Source organism: Bifidobacterium crudilactis, from assembly GCF_000738005.1.
Taxonomy (GTDB): domain Bacteria; phylum Actinomycetota; class Actinomycetes; order Actinomycetales; family Bifidobacteriaceae; genus Bombiscardovia; species Bombiscardovia crudilactis.
Genome location: NZ_JHAL01000001.1, coordinates 217,246 through 238,413, shown reverse-complemented (window position 1 = coordinate 238,413; position 21,168 = coordinate 217,246). Strand labels below are relative to the sequence as shown.

Below are 21,168 nucleotides of genomic sequence, written 5' to 3'. Positions count from 1 at the left end.
CGTATGCCGGTCGCCGCCTTGCTCATAACGAATCACCAGGGCAATGCCCTGTGCTTGTCGTTCGGGAGAACGGCCATGAACCGGAACGACGGACACACGTCTGATACCTGTCACCGGATGCCGCGTAGGATGAGATGACCTAGGACCTCAGGAGGACAGTCGTGCGCTCTTTCAAATCCCTGCCCAAAGCCAGACGGGGCGATCGCATTGCGGTCATATCCCCGGCATTCGCCGCTCCAGCCGTTGCACCTTCCGTGCATGAGCAGGCCCTGCGCCGACTGTCCGAGTCAACGGGTCTGATTCCGGTGGAATATCCCACTACACGACAGCTTGGCGCCAGCGCCGAAGCACGTGCCGCCGATATCGAAGCAGCATTCGCGGACCCGGATATTCGCGCTGTGATGGCCACAATCGGCGGCGATGACCAGATCACCGTCATTGCACACATCGACCCCTCCGTCATCGCCGCCAATCCAAAGCCGTTCTTCGGCTACAGCGACAACACCAATCTTCATAACCTGCTTTGGAATTCGGGAGTCCCCAGTTTCTATGGCGGGTCGACCCAGGTTCATCTCGGCGCAGGGCCACGAGTGGATGACATTCATCTGCGCTCCTTGCGAGCCGCGCTCATCGAAGGCGGCAGCATCGAACTCACCCAAACGGCCGAATCCGAGGATTTTGGAATCCCTTGGGAGAATCCAAGAGCGCTGACTGAATTCGGGAGGCGCGAAGCCACGGAACCGTGGGAGTGGGCCGGCCCGCAGAAAACCGTCACTGCTCGCACGTGGGGCGGTTGCATCGAGGTGATAGACGAGATTGCGATGGCCGGGCGAATGCCTTCGCTAGCCGACCTTGAAGGAGTGATTCTTCTGCTGGAAAGCAGCGAGGAGCTGCCCTCCGCCCTAGCCGTGAAACGTTGGCTTCGATCCCTTGGTGAACGTGGCCTGCTCCAAGCGGCTGTTGGTGTCCTCGTAGCTCGGCCACCAGTTAGCGAGTTATCCGCGCCGATGCCATCCGCTGAGGAACGGTCAGCCCTGCGTCATGAGCAACGCGACGCGATTCTCGGCCAAATAGCCATCTACAATCCCCAAGCCGTGGTGTGCGTCGGGGTGCCATTCGGCCATACCCGACCCCAGTGGATCATCCCGCATGGCGGCACCATCACACTCGACGGTGCGAACCGGACCGTGATCGCCGACTACGACGTATAAGACGGCATCACCGCTTTTCTGCCCGACCGCTTCTGACGAGCAACATGCGGTTTATATTGGTCATGGTGTATAAATATCTATGCGAGGTCGGACTCGGCTTCCTGCAACGGCGCAGGGCGTGGGGCCCCTCCTCGCACATCCATCCCCGCGTCTCGACAGGAGCCCTATCCCACCCGGAATCACCGCACTCGGAGCTTCGCGTTGAATACGCCGAGGTGGACACGCCGAAGCACACACCAGTTATGTTATCTATCTCATAATCAACGTTTGATTCGCAAGGAATCGGAAGCAGAAAAGATGTTACTTTGAACATGCAGAGGACCACAGCCGCCGTGATTCCCATGTGCGCAACCCTCTGCGGAGAGGGAAAACCCGAATGACATTGTTGCCGGATAATCGCTGGGTTCGTGCCGTCATACCCGCTTTGTTGCTGCACATTTCCATAGGAACCGTCTATTGCTGGAGCGTATTCAAGCAGTTGATCGCAGATGAGCTCAAGGTCTCCCCCGGAACCATCGAGTGGGGTTTCTCATTGGCGATTTTCTTCCTGGGCATGTCCGCCGCCTTCCTCGGGCCGATGGTCGAAAGGGACATCAAGAAATCCGCGCTGATCTCCACCATCTGCTTCGTTGTCGGTTTCGCCGGGACCGGTGTCAGCATCGCCATGCATTTCGTTCCGGGTGTATTCATTTTTTACGGGGCGGTCATGGGTGTCGGCCTTGGCATCGGCTATCTGACGCCGGTGAAGAATCTGATGCTATGGTTCTCGAGCAACAAGGGCATGGCGACGGGCATCGCGGTCGCCGGCTTCGGTCTGGCCAAAGCCATCGCCAGTCCGGTCATGGAATTCCTCATCGAATCCTTTGGGCTGGTCAACATGTTCTATATCCTCTCGGTGGTGTACGCCATCATGATGCTCGGCGGCTTCCTGCTTATCAAACGTCCGCAAGGCTATGTCTATGAAAAGCCGTCCTCGGCGACCAACAGACGCGCACTGCTCAAGAAACCACTGTTCTGGGGAATCTGGATTGCCTTCTATCTGAACATCACCTGCGGTCTTGCGCTCATTTCCCAGGAGAAAGACATTCTCAAGGACCTCCTTCACCAATTGCCACAGTATGCGGGCATGTCCGCCAGCGAGTTCTCTCTGGCCATCACCGGCATCATCGGCACCGTTCTGGCAGTCGATGCGGTATTCAACGCGGTCGGGCGCCTGGGCTTCGCCACGCTCTCAGACCACATGAAACGCCGCGAGAGCAGCTACAAGATCATCTTCATCATGTCGATTGCCGTATGCGCCTTGCAGCTGGTCACCAACAGCATCGGCAATGCCTTGCTTTGGGCCGTTCTGGCCATGCTCTTCCTCATCAATGCCGGTTACGGCGGCGGATTCTCGACGCTGCCGGTGCTGTTGGACCAGCATTTCGGCATCAAGGCCGTGTCAACGACCCATGGTCTGACCCTCAGCGCCTGGGCAATCGCCGGACTTTCGGGCAACCAGCTGGCTTCCTTCGTGGTGTCGCATGCCTCGGATCAGGCTCACCGCTACGCAGCGGTCATTCCTGTGATTACCGTGCTCTATGCCGTCGCACTGCTGTCCATATGGCTCGTTTCCCGCGTCAACGTGCCTCATAAGGTGGTCGCACAGTCATAATAGGAATGTCTACTTTCCAATCCCTACACAAACGGACCCCACCCGAAAAGACCAACTTGTACAATGCTCCGAAAGCGTTGCAATCGTTGACAATATGAGCTTCCCATGGAATGTCCGGGAAATCCGTCCTTCGTTTGTGTAGGGATTGGAATACAACAATGCCTGTGTGGGCACCGCGAACGTGTCACGGTGCCCACACAGGCATTTGAACAATCGGTCGGAAATCCGATGCTTTCGGACTCGGTCTTATTTCCGCCTATGCTCCGATAAGATCAAGCATTTGCGGAACGCTCTTCTTACCGAATTCGACCGTCTGGGAACCGTCGTCACGATTGATGACGATGCATGGCACGCTCATAACCCCGTACTGTTCCTTGAGCTCAGGGAAGTGCGAGACATCATAGGCCTCGGCACGCACCTTGGGGTTGGCGGCGGCGATACGCTGCGAGGAGAGCACCGTTTCAGGGCACATCGTGCAGGTCAGAGACACCAGGAGCATCACATCGACAGGCTTGGAAAGTTCGGCGATACGTTCCTTGACGTCATCTTCGAGCGGCTGACCCGGACCTGCGGCGTTATAGATGCCCAGCACGAAGGAATTGAACTCATGTCCGCTCGGCACGCCGTGGAACGCCAGTCCCGTAGGATGCAGACTGCCATCGGCATCGGTTGTGCAGATACGCACGCATGGCCTGGCGACCGGCAGCACTCCTGCGGGGTCGAAGCTGGCCTTGCCTTCGTCGTCCACCGATGCGACGTCATCGCTGACCACACTGCTGAGCTTGCCGCCGCTGATCGCGACGACTTCCGATATGAATCCTCGAAGCTCTTTGGACAGCGGCGTGCCATCCAGCTCGAGTTGCAGCACGGCAGGCTTCACCAGCCGTGAGAACACCATGCTGAGCTGTGCCTTGACATCGTCGGAGAACACTGCGGAAGCGCCTTGCGCGGCCTTGGCTGAATCCGTGGCCTGCGGCGTCGGTGCGGGTGCAGGCGACGTGCCCGCAGGGGTCGATGTGGTTTCCTTGTTGCTCTTGGAACCTGTGGGACGAACGGGGAGCAGCCCGGTCTTATCGGAGAGCTGCGAGGCATAGCGCTCAAGCTCGACTGCTGCGGACGCACCGTCGGCGGTGGCTGTGACCACCTGACGAAGGTGCTTCTGACAGAGGTCGCCTGCTGCATAGATGCCCTCGACCGAAGTCTGCAAATGGGTGTCGGTAATCACGTATCCGTAGTCATCGAGGTCCACAAGACCCTTGACAACACTCGTCTGCGGCACGTATCCGGCGAACACGAAGACGCCGAAGGTGTCGCTGGTGGATGGTTTCCACAGCTTCGATTCACCGGTATGCACGTCGTGGATCGTGGCTTCGGTGAGTCCTCCCTGACCTGCTGAGACCTCATCCAACTCCGTGTGGTAGTGAATCTCGATATTCGGGTCGTCCTTGGCTTCCTGGGCCACACCGGCGTCGCAGGTGAAATCCTCCTCGCGTACGAGCAGGGTCACCTTGCTCGCATATTTCGTCAGAAACACGGACTCTTCGGCGGCGGCGAACCCACCGCCGACGACCAGCACTTCCTTACCCGTGAAGAACTCACCATCGCAGGTGGCGCAGTATGCCACACCGCGACCGGCGTACTCATTCTCACCTTGGAAACCGAGTTTCCGTGGACTCGCACCGCTGGCGATCAGTACGCCAAAGGTGCGAATGTCGCCGCGGTTGGTGTGCACGACTTTGACATCGCCCTCGATGTCGATTCCCGTGGCTTCGGCGCTTTTGAACTCGGCTCCGAAATCCTTGGCCTGGGCGTGCATCGTATCGGTGAGCGCCTTGCCTGTGGTCTTCGCAATACCGGGATAGTTCACCACTTCGGCGGTGATGGTAATCTGGCCGCCGAAATCCTCTTTCTCGAGAATCAACGTGCGGTAACGGGCACGTGCAAGATACAGTCCTGCGGTCAGACCCGCAGGACCGCCTCCGATGACCACCACATCGTAGAGATCGGGATCAGTTGTTTTGGCCGCTGTAGTCGCAGCACTTCCTTGTGTCATTAACGCTCCTTCAACGCTTTGAAATCATCCTGCCGCACCCGGCAACACCCTTGATAAGACGGCTGTTCCATGCCCGTCATATGCGTTGGCCGCGGGAAACCATATGACGAATCTCGCGGCCAAGACGGCATTACAGGTATGGCCTCACCCTCTCAGGGTCGTCGGCATCATCCTCGAATCAGAGCTGACCAACGAGGTCAAGGCTGGGAGCGATGGTCTCATCGCCTGGCTCCCACTTGGCCGGGCAGACCTGGTCGCCATGCGCATAGACGAACTGCGATGCCTGGACGCGGCGCAGAATCTCTTCGGCATTACGACCCACATTCGAGGAGATGACTTCGTAGGCCACAACCTTGCCTTCGGGGCTGACGATGAAATCGCCGCGCTCGGCGGTGCCATCGGCCTCGTTATAGGTGTCGAGGTCCTTGGCAAGCGTCGCGGTCGGGTCGGCCAGCATCGGATAGGCGATCTTGGCGATCTTCTCGTTGGCGTCATGCCAGGCCTTGTGCACGAAGTGCGTATCGCAAGACACTGAGTACACCTCGCAACCGGCCTTTTGGAAGTCAGCGTACTTCTCGGCGAGGTCTTCGAGCTCGGTAGGACATACGAAGGTGAAGTCCGCAGGATAGAAGAAGAACACGGACCAGTGTCCGAGCACGTCTTCCTTGGTGACTTCGTGGAACTCGTTGTTTTGGTATGACTGCACAGTGAAATCTGTCAGCTCATGCTGCAGCAGCGTCATTGCTATCCCCTTTCGACGGATGGTCTTTCCTGTCCCCCTGGACGAGCGTCCGCTCACCGGACGTTCTGTGGAAGGTCTGGTGCCATCAATGCTAGCCCGTCGATGCTGACAGATACATGAGCTCTCGCGCACAGCGGTGTGAGTTTGCACACATCCTCGAGCGTCAAGGCCGCCCAGGGGCGATAATGCTCTAGACACCTTGGGACTTCACGATTTCCCAAGAGTAGGATGAGGTGACCGTCAACAGGGGGCATTGAGTATGGAGCAACGCGATAACGCATCGGCTATCGACCGTCCGGATACCGATCTGGCAACAGGTACATGGAGCAGAATGCTTGCAGGCAATCGCCGTTTCTCGCAGGGCGAAGCGGAGCATCCCTGGCAGGACAAGGAAAGCCGCGAACAGCTCATAGACGGCCAGCATCCTTTCGCAACCGTGCTCTCCTGCTCCGATTCGCGAGTACCTCCTGAAATCGTCTTCGATCAGGGACTCGGCGACTTGTTCACCATTCGTACGGCAGGCGAGATTCTCGACGAAGCGGTCGTTGCCTCGCTGGAGTTTTCAGTGCAGGCACTGCATGTGAATCTGATCGTGGTGATGGGCCATGAACACTGTGGCGCCGTCGAATCCGCAATCCAGGGTCTGAAACTCGGCAAGGCCGAGGATTCGGACTCGATTGTCGTACGTCAGGTAGGCGCTTCGGTGCTTGCGGCACAGGACTCCGACCTCGACACCACGGACGACTATGAGCGCGTTCATGTGGCTCGCACCATCGAGCAGCTGGTGGACCGATCCTCCATACTGAGGGATGCGGTCGCCTCCGAGCAGATCATGATCGTCGGGGCACGCTACCTCCTCACCACGGGCAAGGTCGAGGTGCTCTCCTTCTGACTGCGCCGAAGCCTTACTCCCGCAGGTATTGGCATGTCGTGTGCGAATTTGCACACTTTCAGCGCAAATAGCCACCCCTCACGTATCTTAGAGGTATGTCACTATGGCTTAATGTTGTTCTGATTATTGTATTTCTACTTATCGGAGCCGTGTTCTCGGGTACCGAACTCGCGCTGGTCTCTCTGCGCAGCTCGCAGGTGGAGCGCATGGAGCAGGAGGACGCCCGCGGTGCACGCGTAGGCAAAATCGCCAGGGACCCCAACACCTTCCTCTCGACCGTGCAGATCGGCGTCACGCTTTCGGGCTTTCTGTCCTCGTCGGTGGGTGCGTCCTCGATAGCACCATTCCTGATTCCGGTGTTCGAAAGCTGGGGCGTCCCGGTGAATTTCGCATCCCCGCTGGTCACGGTGGTACTTACCATAGTCATCGCCTACTTCTCCATCGTGGTCTCGGAGATGGTCCCCAAACGCATCGCCATGCAGCGCGGAGAGCAGATCGCGCGTGCCGCCGTTCCTGCAATCGACATATTCTCACGCGTCTGCCGTCCTTTGATCTGGCTCATCGGCAAGAACACCAACGGTTTGGTACGCATGCTCGGCTTCGACCCGCAGCAGGCGGAAACCCAGGTGAGCGATGATGAGCTGCGCGTCTTGGTATCTTCCAATACCCGTCTGAGCAAGGATGAACGCACCATCCTGGATGACGTGTTCGACGCTTCGGAAACCATTGTCGCCGAGGTCATGCGCCCGCGTGCCGATGTCGTGTTCCTCGACGGGGACATGCCGCTGGCGGAAGCGGCAGCTTTCGTTCGCAACGAACCGTATTCCAGGTATCCCGTCAGCGGGAAGGACTTCGATGACGTACTCGGTTTCGTCCACGTCCGCGATCTTCTTGACATCCGTGACCCGCAGGCTGCCACCGTGCGCGATGTGGTGCGCGAAGGCATCTCTCTGCCCGGCACATCCAAACTGCTGCCCAGCCTGGAGCTGTTGCGAAAACGCGGCATCCATCTGGCCGTAGTCATCGATGAATACGGCGGAACAGACGGCATCGTCACCCTTGAGGACATGACCGAGGAGCTTGTCGGCGACATACGCGACGAATATGACCTTCCGGACGACCACCCGGCGAAGAAGGAGCCGCAACATGCCTTCGTCAATGGCGCTGTGACGGTGGAGGGCGGGATGACCCTGCAGGATTTCGCGGATCTCACCGGAATCGAACTGGAGGATGGCCCATACGAAACAGTGGCCGGGTTCTTCCTTGCGCATACCGGCCGAATGGGCGAAATCGGCGAGGTCCTCCATTCCGATGGCGGTTACGATATGACGGTCACCAAGGTCGACGGACGACGCATAGGGAGCATCGAAGTGACACGACGCGAAGACCCGCAGGCGCTGGAGGGCATAACCGTTCCCGCCTGATCTTCGAGCATGACGCCGACCTCCCGATGACGCTTACAGAACAAGTCCCATTTTGAGAAAGCAGTCAGGCCACCTACAGTTGTAGCCAAGGCCCGCAGGACGATACGCGAAAGCGTGGTCGCCGTTCAGGGCAGAACGAATGCACTCAGCAGTAAGGGAGAACAACATGGCATTGCAATTCACCGTTCCGGGATTGGATGAAGCGGCTTCCGAGAAAATCATTTCCATTCTGCAGAATCGCCTGAGCCAGGAGCAGGAGGCTGCTCTGGTACTCAAGCATGCACACTGGAATGTCACCGGACCGAACTTCATCGCCGTACATGAGATGATCGACCCCGAAGTGGAGGCCGTTCTCGCACAGGCGGATGAAACCGCAGAGCGCATCGCCACCCTGGGCGGCTCGCCTGACGGCCGTCCTGACGCGATTCTTCGCAACCGCTCCTGGAAGGGCATCGACCTGACCGGCCGTCACTCCACGGAAAGCTTCCTGAAGGCTTTGGTCGAGTACTACGACTCCTTCATCGCCGACGACCGCAAGGCCATCGCAGAGCTGGATGAGCTGGATGTCATCAGCTCGAATATCGTCCAGGATCACGTGCAGGAGCTCGAGAAGTTCCAGTGGTTCATGCGCTCACACCTCGTGTGATTGAACCCCGTAACGCACTGGGGCCCGAACGGTATCAAACCGTTCGGGCCCCAGCCGTATCAACGACGCGAAACAGTGCGGACACGGCGTAAAGAAGGTCGATACGCCTGTCCGCCAAGCTCTTCGCGCAGCACGGGAACGCTCACACCTCAGAAGAGATGCACGCGGACAGCCTTGCTCAGGTCACGGCTGTTGGGGCCGACCATCACATCGAAATCACCGGGATCGCTGTCCAGCTCGTAATCGGCATGAACGTAGCGGACATCCTCCTCGGTGATGGTGAAGGTGACGGTCCTGCTCTCGCCTGCGGCGAGTGTCACGCGTTCGTAGCCCTTGAGCTGCTTGATCGGCCGCACCACTTCCCCGACAAGATCGTGGACGTAGCACTGCACGATTTCCGTGCCCTCGCGCTCCGAAACATTGCGCAGCTCGACACTGACCTTCAGCGGATTGTCGGCGTCGAATTCATGGTCCTCGACTTTGACCTCTCCATACTCGAACTTGCTGTAGCTCAGTCCGAAACCGAAGGGGTATGCCGCATAATTCGACACATCGAGATACTTCGAGACGTACTTGCCCTCGGGATCGTTCTCATACGGGCGGCCTGTATTGTCGACGTTGTAGTAGATCGGCACCTGTCCGACGCTCACGGGGAAGGACATCGTCAACTTCGCGGATGGGTTCACAGCACCGGTCAGCACGTCGGCCAACGCCCGACCGCCCTCGGTGCCCGGGAACCATGCCTCCACAATGGCCTTCGCCGACTGAATGTCGCTCAGGTCCAGGGGACGTCCGTTGAACAGCGTCACGATGATCCGGTCGTTCACCGCGGCAACGGCCTTGAACAGGTCGAGCTGTGCCTGCGGCAGACGAATATCGGAACGGCTCGACGCCTCTCCGCTCATGTATGAAGGCTCACCAAGGGCCAGAACGACGACATCCGCATCCTTGGCCACCCTCACGGCCTCTTCGACGGCCTGATCGGAGGGCTGAAGATAATCGAAATCGCCATCGACCGTGCTGACCTGGATGCCCGCCTCGCGCAACGACACGTCGAGGGCCGCGACATCGTCTTCCTGACCTTTCCACGACCATGCACCCAAGAGATCGGTGGACTTCGCAGCGGGACCCAGCAAGGCAATCTTTCGGGACGCATCCAGCGGAAGCGTGGCGTCATCGTTCTTCAGCAACACCATGGATTCCTCGGCGACCCGTCTTGCCGCATCGCGGTGCTGCTTGCTCATGACCACGGTCCGTTCGGCCTCCGCGTCGGCGCCGCGGAGGGGGTTCTCGAACAATCCCAGATCATTCTTCAATTCAAGGATACGCATCACGCTCTCGTCGAGCACCTGTTCGGGCACCTCTCCCGAAACGATGAGATCCTTCAGATGACGCAGGTAGCAGACCGTCATCATCTCGATATCCACACCGGCCTTGATGGCGAGCTTCGCCGCATCGCGCTCATCGGCGGCGACACCGTGCGAGATCATCTCCTTGACCGCACCGAAGTCGGAAATCACCACGCCATCGAATCCCCATTCACGCCGCAGGATGTCGCGGAAGAGATGACGGTTGCCCGAGGCCGGTACACCGTCGACGGTGTTGAAGGAGGTCATCACCAGCTTGGCGCCGGCGTCGATGGCAGTTTTGTATCCGGGCAGGTACATGTCCCGCAACTGCCGTTCCGACATATCCACGGTGTTGTAGTCGCGTCCGGCGACGGCGGCGCCATATGCGGCGAAATGCTTGACGCATGCCGCAACACGGGTGGTGTCTGCGAGCAGATCGTCACCCTGATATCCATGGACCATCGCCGCTGCCAGCTTGCCGTTGAGATACGGGTCCTCACCCGTGGATTCCATCACGCGCCCCCAACGGGCGTCGCGAACGAGATCGACCATCGGGGAAAAGGTCACGAAGAGTCCTGAAACCGAGGCTTCGTGCGCGGAGACCCGTGCCATCGTTTCTGCGGCGCTTTCGTCCCAGGATGAGGCCAAACCCAGCGGAATCGGGAAGATGGTGCGGAATCCGTGAATCACATCACCCATGAACAGCGTGGGAATATGCAGACGGTTGCGCTTCATATAGGCGGTCTGGATTTTGCGGCATTCTTCGGCTCCTGTGACTCCGAGCACCGTACCGGCATTGGCCAGATCGTCTTCGTCAAGTCCCAACTGCGTCATCGGGCCGGTACGCTCTTCGGCCTTGTCTGAGTAAAAATCTCCGGTGATCTGCAGCAGCTGCCCGATCTTTTCATCGAGCGTCATCTGACCAAGCAGGTCTGTCAGTTGTGATTGTTCCATGATTTCCCCTTATTCGCGTGCGGCCCCGTCACAGATTCCTCCCGGACGGGGCCGCAATGCACATTCAGATCGTTGTTTCAGATGCGTATTCAGATTGTCGAGCGATGGACACCGACGCTGATGTCAATGACATCGGCCCCTTCGAGGGCCTTCTCGCCGACCACAAGACCACCTCGTCGATACGGGAGATCGTAGGCGTCTGCATCCAGGCGCCGACCGCCGACGGACACCGTTACCGGGGCGTCGTCGTCGCTCAGGTGATAGCGCAAGGTGCGTTTGCTGCCGAACAGCGACAGCTGCACGCTCACGCCGTCATCCTGCAGCTGCAGAATCGGGTCGATTGACACGCTGTCAGTATGCAGCTGCAGACCGAACACGTGCTGAACCATCTGACGCAGGTAGATTCCCGGTCCCGAGGAGTAGACACGCCATCCGCCTCGCACTCCGATCGGGTCTTTCGCATCAGCCTTCAAACGGTCCCACTGATCCGCCGCCGTGTACCTGTCGGGGAAATCGGCGTCGGAGGACGCGAAGTAGCAGTTGCGCTGACGTATCTCGCTGGTGTCGAGTCGCTTGAACTGGTTCACGGGGCTGATGCGGAGCAGCTCCTCCGCCACGGAATCGCGGCCCAGTTGCGACAGGGCTTCGGTGTAGCGGATATGGGCGTGCGTATACATCAGGCCGATCTCGCGACCGATATTCGCGGCCTGCTCTCCGCGCTTGAAGTACGTGGTGATGCCGTCCTGATAGTGTGCGGGACGATTCATCAGACGCACGCCGTCAGGGTAGTGCAGGTGTTCTTCGATCAGTTGCTCGTGGCTCTGAGCGCCTTCCGGCGTCAACAACCCGGCGATGATCGATCGGGTCATCGGAATCAGACGATAATGCAGTCCGGTTCGGGTGTCCTCGGGATGAATCACCGGCATGGGGCCGTCATCCGTGAATACCACATAGCCGGCGAGCACATCGTCGTAGATGAAGTTCTTGGCGAACTGCTGCTTGATGCCTTGAGCCTCGGCATCGAACTCGCGGGCAAGGTCGTCGTAGCCGACTTCCTTCAGCAGACGATGCAGCGCTGTTGTCGCCTGGAACAGCAGGGCTATGGTCCAGGTAGAGGCCATCTCCTTCTTCATCGACTGCTGTGCCGGCTGAAGGGTGTCGTCCCAGTCGCCTTCCCCGTAGCAGAAGAGTTCGGTTCCCGGCACACGATGCGTGCGGATGTAGTCAAGGGTCTGTTCAAGATGGTCCGCCACCGTGGGCTTGCCCGTCGTGCGCTCCACGTCATCCCAGAAGTCCACCTGTTCTTCGAGAAGAGCCCGGTCACCGCCCGCCTCCAGGTATTCGTAAACCGCCATCAACGGCCATACGGGGATATCACCGTGGGAGTCATGCTGGAACATCTCAGCGTATTCGTCGAACATGAACCACTGCGGCAGCGAGCCATCGGGATTCTGATGACCGAAGACCTTGAGAATGATGTCATGGGCGATATCGAAATGCCCGAACGCCAAGGCCATTTCGAACGGCCCCTGGCAGACGTCACGCGTGCCCCAGGCCGCGCCCGAGTACTGTTCGAGACCGTGCGGCGACAGGAAATGCACCAGGGCGTTCTGAACGAACCAGGGCGCACCCTCGTTCCACTCGTTCAGTCTGCCGCCATCGGAGATGCTGAAATCATCCATGAAGCCGTTGATGTATTCGAACTGCGCCTGCAGTTCATCGGCAAGAGGAGTTTCGTCTGCAAGCACCGCAGCGGTGCATTCGAGAGCCGCTTCGGACCCATCCATGCTCGCCGCGACGGCCAATCTGAGCCCGGTCACATGAGCGCTGCTGAAGGTCAGTACCGCCGTGCCTTCCGATGCGGAGGATTCCAGTCCGAACAAGGGTCCGTCGCCGCCGATCGTGGCATCCGAGCTTGCGAACACATACCTCAGCCCTGGGCAATGACCGTCGATCGAACTGCCGCTTTCCGGAGAGAACTCCACCGCCGAGGCATTCCCGGGGAGGGTATGCAGCTCGGCGTTCCAGTTTTCCGGGAATTCCACATCAGCGGTGAGCATGACATCCATGGCTTCGCTCGACTCGAATTCAAGTTCGAGGGCGTCACGGTGTGCGCATGCGGCCACCGTTACGGTAATGCTCTGCTCTCCGAAACGATATATCCACTTTGAAGCGCCGAGCTCCATGACGAATGCGGAGGGGACGCCGAGTACCTGCCACTGGTCGTTCCTGCGAACCAGGATGCGTATGCCCTGCGAGCGCAGAAGATTCAGGCTCGTGCGCTGCACGGAAATCAGTCGGTTCATGTTGGTATTGCCGAAGACGATATGAGAGGCAAAGACTCCCGGTGCATACGACGTGGTGGCAAGGACGGGATGCTCTGGATTCTGCACGCTTCCGGCGAGCAGAATCTGCCCGTGCGAACGGCTTACCAACAGCTCCTTGGCCTTGGAGACCACATGCGATGCTCGATCCGCGAAATACGAAAGCACGTGTCCGCTCTCATCAGATTCCTGATCGGCTGCGACGCCGTCGCCCAGCGAGAGGAAGGCGTCATCATCCAGGTCATCGCCGTCCAGCACAGGCGCCGTGGCAAGCAGCGAAGGTGCATGCGCATCGGAACTCTTCGCATGCCCTGCGGGTGTCAGCTGGATGCTTTGCGCATCACTCGTGGCATCACGGAGAACATCGTCCAGACCGGCGAATGCACGTTTCGTGTATTCCTCGCAGGCTTCGGGCATCTCGCCGCGGAAGTCAGGGTCGAAAGCAAATACCTGCGTCCACTCCAGATGCCTCTCGCCCATCTCGGGAGCGGACTTCTGAGAAGCCGACAACAACGCAATCATGCCGAATTCATACTGGTTGGTGAATCCACCGTCCCAGGTCGGGTTATCCAGCATCTGCGGATGGGCACCCAGTCGCGCGTTCTTGCCATAGAAGTCGAATCCGTCGGTGAGATGCGCCTGGGCACCTTCCTTGATGGCGCTGACCAGCAGTGGCAAAGCGGGAGCGCAGGACATCGTCTGTCGGGCGGCCACAACACGTCCGTAGTCAGGCAGATCGACGCTTCTGTAGGTGACGTACTGCGATATGTACGGTTCGCTGGTGAGTGCCTGAGCCTTGGGTGCCAGCGCAAGATCCTGATCGGTGACGATGTCCCATTGTGCCTGTCCGGCTGAGGCCGACGCGGCATTCTGCGGATTGACGTCCACATGCCACGCCCATGTCGGTGCGTGCGGATCGATGACGAGTGTAACGGTCCACGAAACGCCGAGGTCAGAGCCTTCCCAGACGGCGGTGCGTGACGATAGACCCCAGGAAGAACGCGAGCGTACTCCGATGAGCGGAACGCTGACGATTCCCGACTGGTCATGACGACGCAACCAGATACCTGCGATACCCGCGTCGTGTGCGCCCGGAGCATACTGCGAGATCTGGAGTTCTCCTGAACTGATGCTGGCGATATCACCGAATTCGGTGAATGCGATGCGGGCATCTCCATTCGTGATGCTCAGATCGGACTCCTGCTTCTGCTTCCAGTCCGCCCACGATTCGTTCTGGTTATCAGGAATCTGGGATTCCCGGTTGTCAACAGTCATGGTCATATCCTTCGTTCTCAGTATTGGCGGCGACCGTCGTATCCCCGGCCGCCGGATGTGCGGTATTCGTCTCCGGCAGCCAACGCCCTATCGTGTTGGCCGTTGTCCCTGAGACGGCAATTCACTTGTGCTTGTTGTCGCAATCAGCAGAGCGCTCACCCATACCGTGTCTTGCGATTCCGTCAGTGCTTCGACCAGAAATCATCGAGCAGCGCGGCGGTTGGTACCGGATTCTCACCGTTCGGGCAATGTGCGGCATCGGGGATGATCTCGTATCGCGCGCCCAGCAATGTCGCCATACGGCGCTGCCACTCCTGCGGCCACGCCCAGTTGTCGTTCACGCCGTGAAACACCAGAACCGGCAATCCGGTGTCCTTGACCTCGAAGGTGGTGTCGTGAACATTGGCAAGCTGATCTATCGCACCGATGAGCTGATCGGTGCTGGTTCTTTCCGAGCGCTCCCGCAGGAAGCCCTGAAGCCTATCCAGCTTGTCGTCCGGCCAGTCCGCCTTGTCCGGATTGTCAAGACGCCAAAGGTCGACGCCGTTGCTGTCCAGAAGACGCTGACGAATATCGGCTTTGCGCCCGGGCCATCCGTGAGGGCCCGAACTCATCAGGGTCAGGCTTCTGAACGGTTGGGAATCCTTGATGACGGTAGCCTGGGCGACCAGACCGCCAAAGCTGTGGCCGAGCAGATGTATGCCGTCGCATCCCGTGGCATCGGCGATGATCCCCGCCACTTCAAGCGCATCCGCGGCGGTGTGTTCTCTGCTGTATGATTCGATGCCTTTGGGCGCCACGGAATCGCCCTGGCCACGTTGCGAATATGCCCAGACGTCCCATCCCATGCCGGGAAGCAGCGCGAAGATCTCATAGAAATCTTCTTTGCTGCCGGTAAATCCGGGAATGAAGAGGGCGGTGCCCTTGGTGCTCACCCCATCCGGGACTATACCGTGAATGGCTGTCAGTGGGCCGACGGAAGCGTCGATTATCAAGGCTTCCACCCCGTCGGGAATCGGTAGTGCGCCGAATGCCTGTCCGGGACGAATCTTGTCCGAGACTGCTGCGGCGCGATGATCAATACTCATTGCTACTCCTCGGTCATATCTGCTCGATTGCTGGTCGCAGTGCCGGAACCGTGTCGTCCGAGCACTGCGCCGGCATCACGACTCCTTATGCGCTTCCAGCTTCGGAATGGCATCAAGCAGGCGAATGGTGTACGGGTCCGTCGGGTGCTGCAGGACTTCAGCAGTCTTGCCGCGCTCGACTATCTGCCCGTGATTCAGCACCATGATCCGATCGGTGATCAGACGAGCGCTCAACAGATCGTGGGTGATGTACAGCATGCTGACGTTCAACCGGACTCTGAGATCATCAAGCAACGCCAGAATGCCCGCACGCAACGTCATATCCAACATCGAAACCGGTTCATCGGCGACCAGCACCTTGGGATTGCTCGCCAAAGCCCTGGCGATGACCACGCGCTGACGCTGGCCTCCCGAGAGCTGATGCGGCAGCTTGGCGGCGAATTGCTCCACGGGCGTCAACCCGACTGTTTCGAGCAACTCGAGCATACGCTTGCGCGCTTCCTCACCGCGCAGATTCGTATAGTTCAGAATCGGGCGGGTAAGGATGTATTCGACGTTGTGCAGTGGGTTCAGAGCCGCGTATGGGTCCTGGAACACCATCTGGATGTCCGAATGCAGCTTGCGCAGGTCCCGTTTGCCGTGCATGCGGTCGATGCGCCGCTTCCCCAGAGTGATCGTGCCCGCGCTGGGGTCCTCCACACCGGTGATCATCTTCGCGATGGTCGACTTTCCCGAACCGGAAGCACCCACCAATGCCAATGACTCTCCGGGCTTGAGCGAGAAGCTCACGTTGCTGACGGCTTTGACCTCTTCCTCGCCGCGCTTACGTCCCGGATAGACCTTCGAAATGTCGTCGACCGTAATCGTCAGGCTGTCCAGGTCCTGAGCCGCACCCTCATACTTCGTGGTGCCGCGCGGACTGAGACCGGGCACCGAAACCTCTTCGGCACGAGGATCGCCATAGTGGCTCAGCAGCATCTTCGTGTACTCATCCTTGGGATGGCTGAGGATATCGACGCTGGAGGCATCCTCGACGATATGCCCGTTATGCATCACCAGCACGCGCTCCGTGGATTCGAGCACTACTCCCAGATCGTGGCTGATCAGCACGGCGGTGAAGCCTTCCGACTTCTGCAGCTCACGGATGGTCCGCATCACATCATGCTGGACCAGCACATCGAGTGCCGTCGTCGGCTCGTCGAACACCATCAGCTTAGGGTCGAGCGACAGCGCCAGGGCGATGGATACACGCTGACGCATACCGCCGGACAGCTCGCCGGGGTATCTCGAAAGCGTGTTCTTCGGCAGACCGACCTTACCGATGAGCTCCTCGGAGCGAGCTTCCCAACGATCCTTTGCCACATGCTTGTGCGCTTTGAAAATATCCTGGAAATGCTTTCGGACCGTACGGACGGGGTTCAATGCGTTCATACCGGATTGCAGCACCATGGCGAAACCGCCCTGACGCTGGCGACGCAGTTCCTCGTCACTCAGCGTGGTGATGTCCTTGCCGTCGAACAGCACGCTGCCTTCGCTGATGCGTGCCGGGGGCTTTGACAGACGTGTGATGGCAAAACCGAGGGTGGACTTACCCGACCCTGATTCACCTACAAGTCCGACAAACTCACCCTGTTCCAACTCAAGGTTGACGTCGGTCACAGCTTTAACCGCTTCGACACCGGGGGTGTCGTATTCGATTGAAAGGTTCTGGACTTTCAGCAGGCTCATCGTGAGCTCCCTTCACGCAGACGCGGATTGCTCAAACGGTCGACACCAAAGTTGATGAAGGTCATGGAAACCGCGAGCAGTGCAATCATCAGGCCAGGCGCCAGCAGCAGTGCCCATTGCCCGGTAAGCAGGACGTTGTTGTTCTGCGCCCAATAGATCATCGTTCCCCAGCTGACCGTGGTGGAATCCCCGAGACCGAGGAATTCCAGACCCGCCTCGGCAAGCGCGGCGGCCGTTGCGGCACCGAAGAAGTTGTTGATGATCAGTGACAGCATATTGGGGAATATCTCGTGGAAGATGATTCGTGGCGAGCTGTCGCCGCTGAATGAAGCCGCGGTGACGAAATCTCGAGAGCGCAGCGTCTGCGTCTGGCTTCTGAGAACTCGTGAGCCCCAGGCCCAGCCGGTGAGCACGATAACGAGGATGATGACTCCCATACCGCCGTTCTGGAGGTATGCAGCCACGACGATCATCAGAGGCAGGGATGGGATGACCAGGAACAGGTTCACGATGAATCCGACGAATTCACCCATGAAGGAACGAATATAGCCCCAGCTCAAACCGACGATAACCGCTATGCAGGTGGAGAGCAGACCGCCGACCAGAGCCACCATCACGGAGATGCGTCCACCCCATATCAGCTGGGAAAGCACATCCTGCCCGTTGCCCGTCGTGCCGAGCCAGTGGTCGATCGAAGGTGCGGCACCTGCCTCGAACTCGCTGGCCTTGGGGTCGTATGGGCTCAGAAGCGGTGCGAACACGGCGATGAGGATGATCAACGAGAGCAGGATGATGCCGAAACGAGCCTTCGGAACACTCCATACCGTCGCGATGCCTCGGCCGGCGACCTTCAGGCCGCGGACCAGCGCGTTGTCGCTGTTATGCTGTGCACCTTCAGGCTTGGTGTTGCGCCTGGGTGCCTGCGAATGAGAAGTTTGTGAAGTCGATGTCATGGAACTCACCTTCTGGTCCTTGGATCGAGCACGCCGTAGAGCACATCAACGATGAAGTTGGCGATGAGCACGCTCACGGTAATCATCAGGAACAACGCCTGCATAAGCGGGTAATCCTGGTTGGTAACGGCTTGGAAAAGGAGCAGACCGACGCCGGGGTAGTTGAAGACCTGTTCCACCAGCAAGGAGCCACCGACGACGCCGCCAAGCACCAGGCCGAAGGATGTGAGGTTTGGCAGCAGAGCGTTACGGGCCGCGTATTTCAGCATCACCGTATTCTGGTGCAGACCATTGGCTTCGGCGAATGTCACGTAGTCATCACCGAGGGTGCTGATCATCGTGTTGCGCATGCCCATAATCCAGCCACCGAGTGAGGTGATGAGAATGGTCAGGCCGGGAAGGATGGCGTGGTAGAGGGCGTCTGAGAAGAAGGCGAAACTCAATTCAGGAACCGCGCTGGCGGAATACGAACCCGATGTCGGGAACAATCCGGTGACGTATCCCAGGAAGTACAGCAGCATAAGCGCAAGCCAGAATGGAGGGAATGCCGACAGGAACGAGCTTCCTACGCTGCCGGTCGCATCCACTGCGCTTCCGCGCTTCCAGGCCATCACAGCGCCGAGCACTGTTCCGATGACGAAGGACAGGATGGTCACGACACCGACCAGAGTAATCGTCCAAGGCAGAGCGGCGCCGACGAGGTCGGAAACATTGGCGGGGAAGTTGCTGTAGGAAACACCGAAGTTCAGGTGAACCACATTGTTGAGGTATTGGAAGTACTGGCTGAGAAGGTTGCCTTTCGGCACACCGAGCTGTGCTTCGATCGAAGCACGAAGCGCCGGGGTTACCGGGCCGTTCTGTGCGAGTTTCGCTATTGCTGCATCAGCAGGCGAACCGGGCATCATCCTCGGAAGTATGAAATTGACAGTCACTGCAGCCCACAGTGTCAGCAGGAATAAACCGATTTTCCCTAGAAAGTAACGCACGAGATGACCTTTCGCGTATTGGCATTAAAACACGGGCGGTGAATGATGGCTTCCCGACTGCTCAACCATCGACACCACCCGTTGCAATCCAACGGTGCCCACCCGGAGGTGATGGAGCGGGCACCGAGAATCAGGGGACCTGGTGTCAGGCCTTCTTGAGGTTGGTGACGATCAAGAGGTTGGCCTGGGTCCATGTGCTCGGAGGAGCATAGGGGTTGTCGGCACTTGGCCAACCAGTGAACTTCTTGGTGCTGTACAGGCCCCAGAGTCCGCCGTAGAACATACCGACCACAGGCACCTGGTCGTAGACCACGCTCTGGAGCTGGTCGACGATCTTCTTCTGGTCGCTTTCGGAAGTGGCCACCTTGAGCTCGGCAAGGAGCTTGTCGGTGTCGTCGTTCTTGTAACGCTGGAAGTTGGCGGTCGTGGACTGTCCGACAGGAAGCGCGAACTCGCTGTTGAGCAGGTTGTTGTAGTCCTGGAAGATGCTGCCGCTGCCACCGAAGGAGGAGACGATCAGGTCGAAGTCACCGTTGTTCTGTGCCTGAGTGTAGGCCGCGGGCTGAGGTTGGGTCAGCTTCACGGAGATACCCAGGGCGGAGAGCTGGGACTGCAGGGTCTGGACGCCACGGAGCCAGTCCGTGTATCCGTTCGGTACGGTGATGTTGAGCACCAGCTGAGTGCCGTTCGAGTCGACGAGCTTGCCGTCCTTCTCGGTGTATCCGGCCTTGGCGAAGTAGTCCAGCGCGGTCGACTTGTCCTGGTCGATGTTGCCCTTGTTGGCGATGGAGGTGTTGATCCACTTCTCCTGGTTGGGCAGAAGCAGACCCGTCTGGGTTGCCCCCTCGACGTATCCTTCCTCGGCATCCTTGGCGATCTTGCTGCGGTCGATGGCGTAGCTCAGTCCCTTACGGAAGTTGACGTCGTTATAAGGAGCCTTGGTGAGGTTCGGGAAGAGCGAGACGGTGCCGCCCGGAGGGAACCAGTAGTGGTTGTGTTGCTTGTTGGCGCCGACCCAGGTCTTGTCCACGTTGGTCATGTACGAATATGCCCAGTCATAGCCCTTGTTGACCAGATCGAGCTGCTTGTTGGAGGCGGGGAGCACGATCTTCTCGGCCGCGACCTTATCCTTCTGCCAGTAGCTGGTGTTCTTCTTCAGCGTGTACTGGTTGGGAGTGAAGGTATCCAACTGGTATGGGCCGGTTGAAACGGGGTTCTCGTTGGTCCACTTGACGGGATCGCTGACCTTCGTCCAGATGTGCTCCGGAACGATCAGCTGCTGGTTGATGATGGTCACGGCCGGAACATCAGCGGTCTTGAGATGGAAGGTCACCGTGCTGCCCGAGGACTCCACGGAGTCCAGGTGCTGCCAGACGCCAAGGGTGTCCAGTGCGGCGTTCTTCTTGATGAGGTTGAAGGTGTAGACAACGTCCTTTGCCGTGAAAGCGGTCCCATCGGACCACTTGACGCCGTCGCGAACGGTGTATTCGATCGTTTGGGGATCGACGATTTTATGGCCGGTGGCCAGGAATGGGGTTGAGGTGCCGTCTATGGCATTGACGACCTCAAGCGGCTCGTACATGAAATTGATGCCGATGCGCTTGCTCGTCGAGAATGGGTTGAAGTTGCGCACGAAAGTAGGGCTTCCGCTGTCTCCCCCAAAGAGCAGCTCGGAGCTTGAACTTCCGTCGCCTGAACTAGTTGCGGTGCTGTTTCCGCATGCTGCTACGCCGAACAAGGTTGCGGCGGCTACCAGCGCTGCGGAGATCCGCATTGCGATTCTCTTCTTCATCATTGATGTTCTTTCTGTCCTCGTTGACAAGGATGCGCGGTGAGTTACCCGACGCGCGTCTACCGGTCACCGAAACCACGTGGGTAACCAGCCTTGA

Annotated in this window: 14 protein-coding genes; 5 read left to right on the top strand and 9 right to left on the bottom strand. The window is 58.8% G+C overall.

Annotated features, from left to right (window positions below; genetic code table 11):
- Window positions 1–161 precede the first annotated feature (161 nt).
- Window positions 162–1,211: a S66 family peptidase gene (locus DB51_RS00920; protein ID WP_034250739.1), complete on the top strand. Its 1,050-nt coding sequence runs from the start codon at window positions 162–164 to the stop codon at window positions 1,209–1,211.
- Window positions 1,212–1,587: 376 nt separating this feature from the next.
- Window positions 1,588–2,865: an OFA family MFS transporter gene (locus DB51_RS00915; protein ID WP_051867122.1), complete on the top strand. Its 1,278-nt coding sequence runs from the start codon at window positions 1,588–1,590 to the stop codon at window positions 2,863–2,865.
- A gap of 256 nt (window positions 2,866–3,121) precedes the next feature.
- Here DB51_RS00915 and DB51_RS00910 read toward each other — a convergent pair whose 3' ends face one another.
- Window positions 3,122–4,918: an FAD-dependent oxidoreductase gene (locus DB51_RS00910; protein ID WP_051867121.1), complete on the bottom strand. Its 1,797-nt coding sequence runs from the start codon at window positions 4,916–4,918 to the stop codon at window positions 3,122–3,124.
- A gap of 178 nt (window positions 4,919–5,096) precedes the next feature.
- Entirely contained in the window at window positions 5,097–5,660 is a 564-nt protein-coding gene (gene ahpC / locus DB51_RS00905; RefSeq protein WP_034250738.1) for an alkyl hydroperoxide reductase subunit C, read from the bottom strand.
- A 331-nt stretch (window positions 5,661–5,991) separates the two neighbouring features.
- Here ahpC and DB51_RS00900 point away from each other — a divergent pair, with 331 nt between their 5' ends.
- The 3 genes from DB51_RS00900 (at window position 5,992) to DB51_RS00890 (ending at window position 8,622) form a co-directional block, all read left to right on the top strand.
- On the top strand, window positions 5,992–6,552 hold the full coding sequence (locus DB51_RS00900) for a carbonic anhydrase (RefSeq protein WP_051867180.1): 561 nt from the start codon (window positions 5,992–5,994) through the stop codon (window positions 6,550–6,552).
- 95 nt (window positions 6,553–6,647) lie between these two features.
- Window positions 6,648–7,976, top strand: a complete 1,329-nt coding sequence (locus tag DB51_RS00895) for a hemolysin family protein (RefSeq protein ID WP_034250736.1) — start codon at window positions 6,648–6,650, stop codon at window positions 7,974–7,976.
- A 166-nt stretch (window positions 7,977–8,142) separates the two neighbouring features.
- Window positions 8,143–8,622: a Dps family protein gene (locus tag DB51_RS00890; protein ID WP_034250735.1), complete on the top strand. Its 480-nt coding sequence runs from the start codon at window positions 8,143–8,145 to the stop codon at window positions 8,620–8,622.
- A 149-nt stretch (window positions 8,623–8,771) separates the two neighbouring features.
- Here the strand turns inward: DB51_RS00890 and bglX are convergent, their stop codons facing one another.
- The 7 genes from bglX to DB51_RS00855 all read right to left on the bottom strand — a co-directional run bounded on the left by bglX (window position 8,772) and on the right by DB51_RS00855 (window position 21,074).
- Window positions 8,772–10,925: a beta-glucosidase BglX gene (gene bglX / locus DB51_RS00885; RefSeq protein ID WP_034250734.1), complete on the bottom strand. Its 2,154-nt coding sequence runs from the start codon at window positions 10,923–10,925 to the stop codon at window positions 8,772–8,774.
- An 89-nt stretch (window positions 10,926–11,014) separates the two neighbouring features.
- Window positions 11,015–14,524: a GH36-type glycosyl hydrolase domain-containing protein gene (locus tag DB51_RS00880; protein WP_162174591.1), complete on the bottom strand. Its 3,510-nt coding sequence runs from the start codon at window positions 14,522–14,524 to the stop codon at window positions 11,015–11,017.
- A 182-nt stretch (window positions 14,525–14,706) separates the two neighbouring features.
- On the bottom strand, window positions 14,707–15,612 hold the full coding sequence (locus DB51_RS00875) for an alpha/beta fold hydrolase (protein ID WP_051867120.1): 906 nt from the start codon (window positions 15,610–15,612) through the stop codon (window positions 14,707–14,709).
- Window positions 15,613–15,687: 75 nt separating this feature from the next.
- Entirely contained in the window at window positions 15,688–17,340 is a 1,653-nt protein-coding gene (locus DB51_RS00870) for an ABC transporter ATP-binding protein (protein WP_034250732.1), read from the bottom strand.
- The gene (locus DB51_RS00865; protein ID WP_034251048.1) at window positions 17,337–18,293 is read right to left on the bottom strand and encodes an ABC transporter permease; all 957 of its coding nucleotides are present in this window, start codon (window positions 18,291–18,293) and stop codon (window positions 17,337–17,339) included. The genes DB51_RS00870 and DB51_RS00865 overlap by 4 nt, the downstream gene beginning before the upstream one ends.
- Window positions 18,294–18,298: 5 nt before the next feature.
- A complete protein-coding gene (locus DB51_RS00860) occupies window positions 18,299–19,225 on the bottom strand; it encodes an ABC transporter permease (protein WP_238548263.1) in 927 nt (308 codons plus the stop codon).
- Window positions 19,226–19,424: 199 nt separating this feature from the next.
- A complete protein-coding gene (locus DB51_RS00855) occupies window positions 19,425–21,074 on the bottom strand; it encodes an ABC transporter substrate-binding protein (protein WP_051867119.1) in 1,650 nt (549 codons plus the stop codon).
- Between the last annotated feature and the right edge of the window lie 94 nt (window positions 21,075–21,168).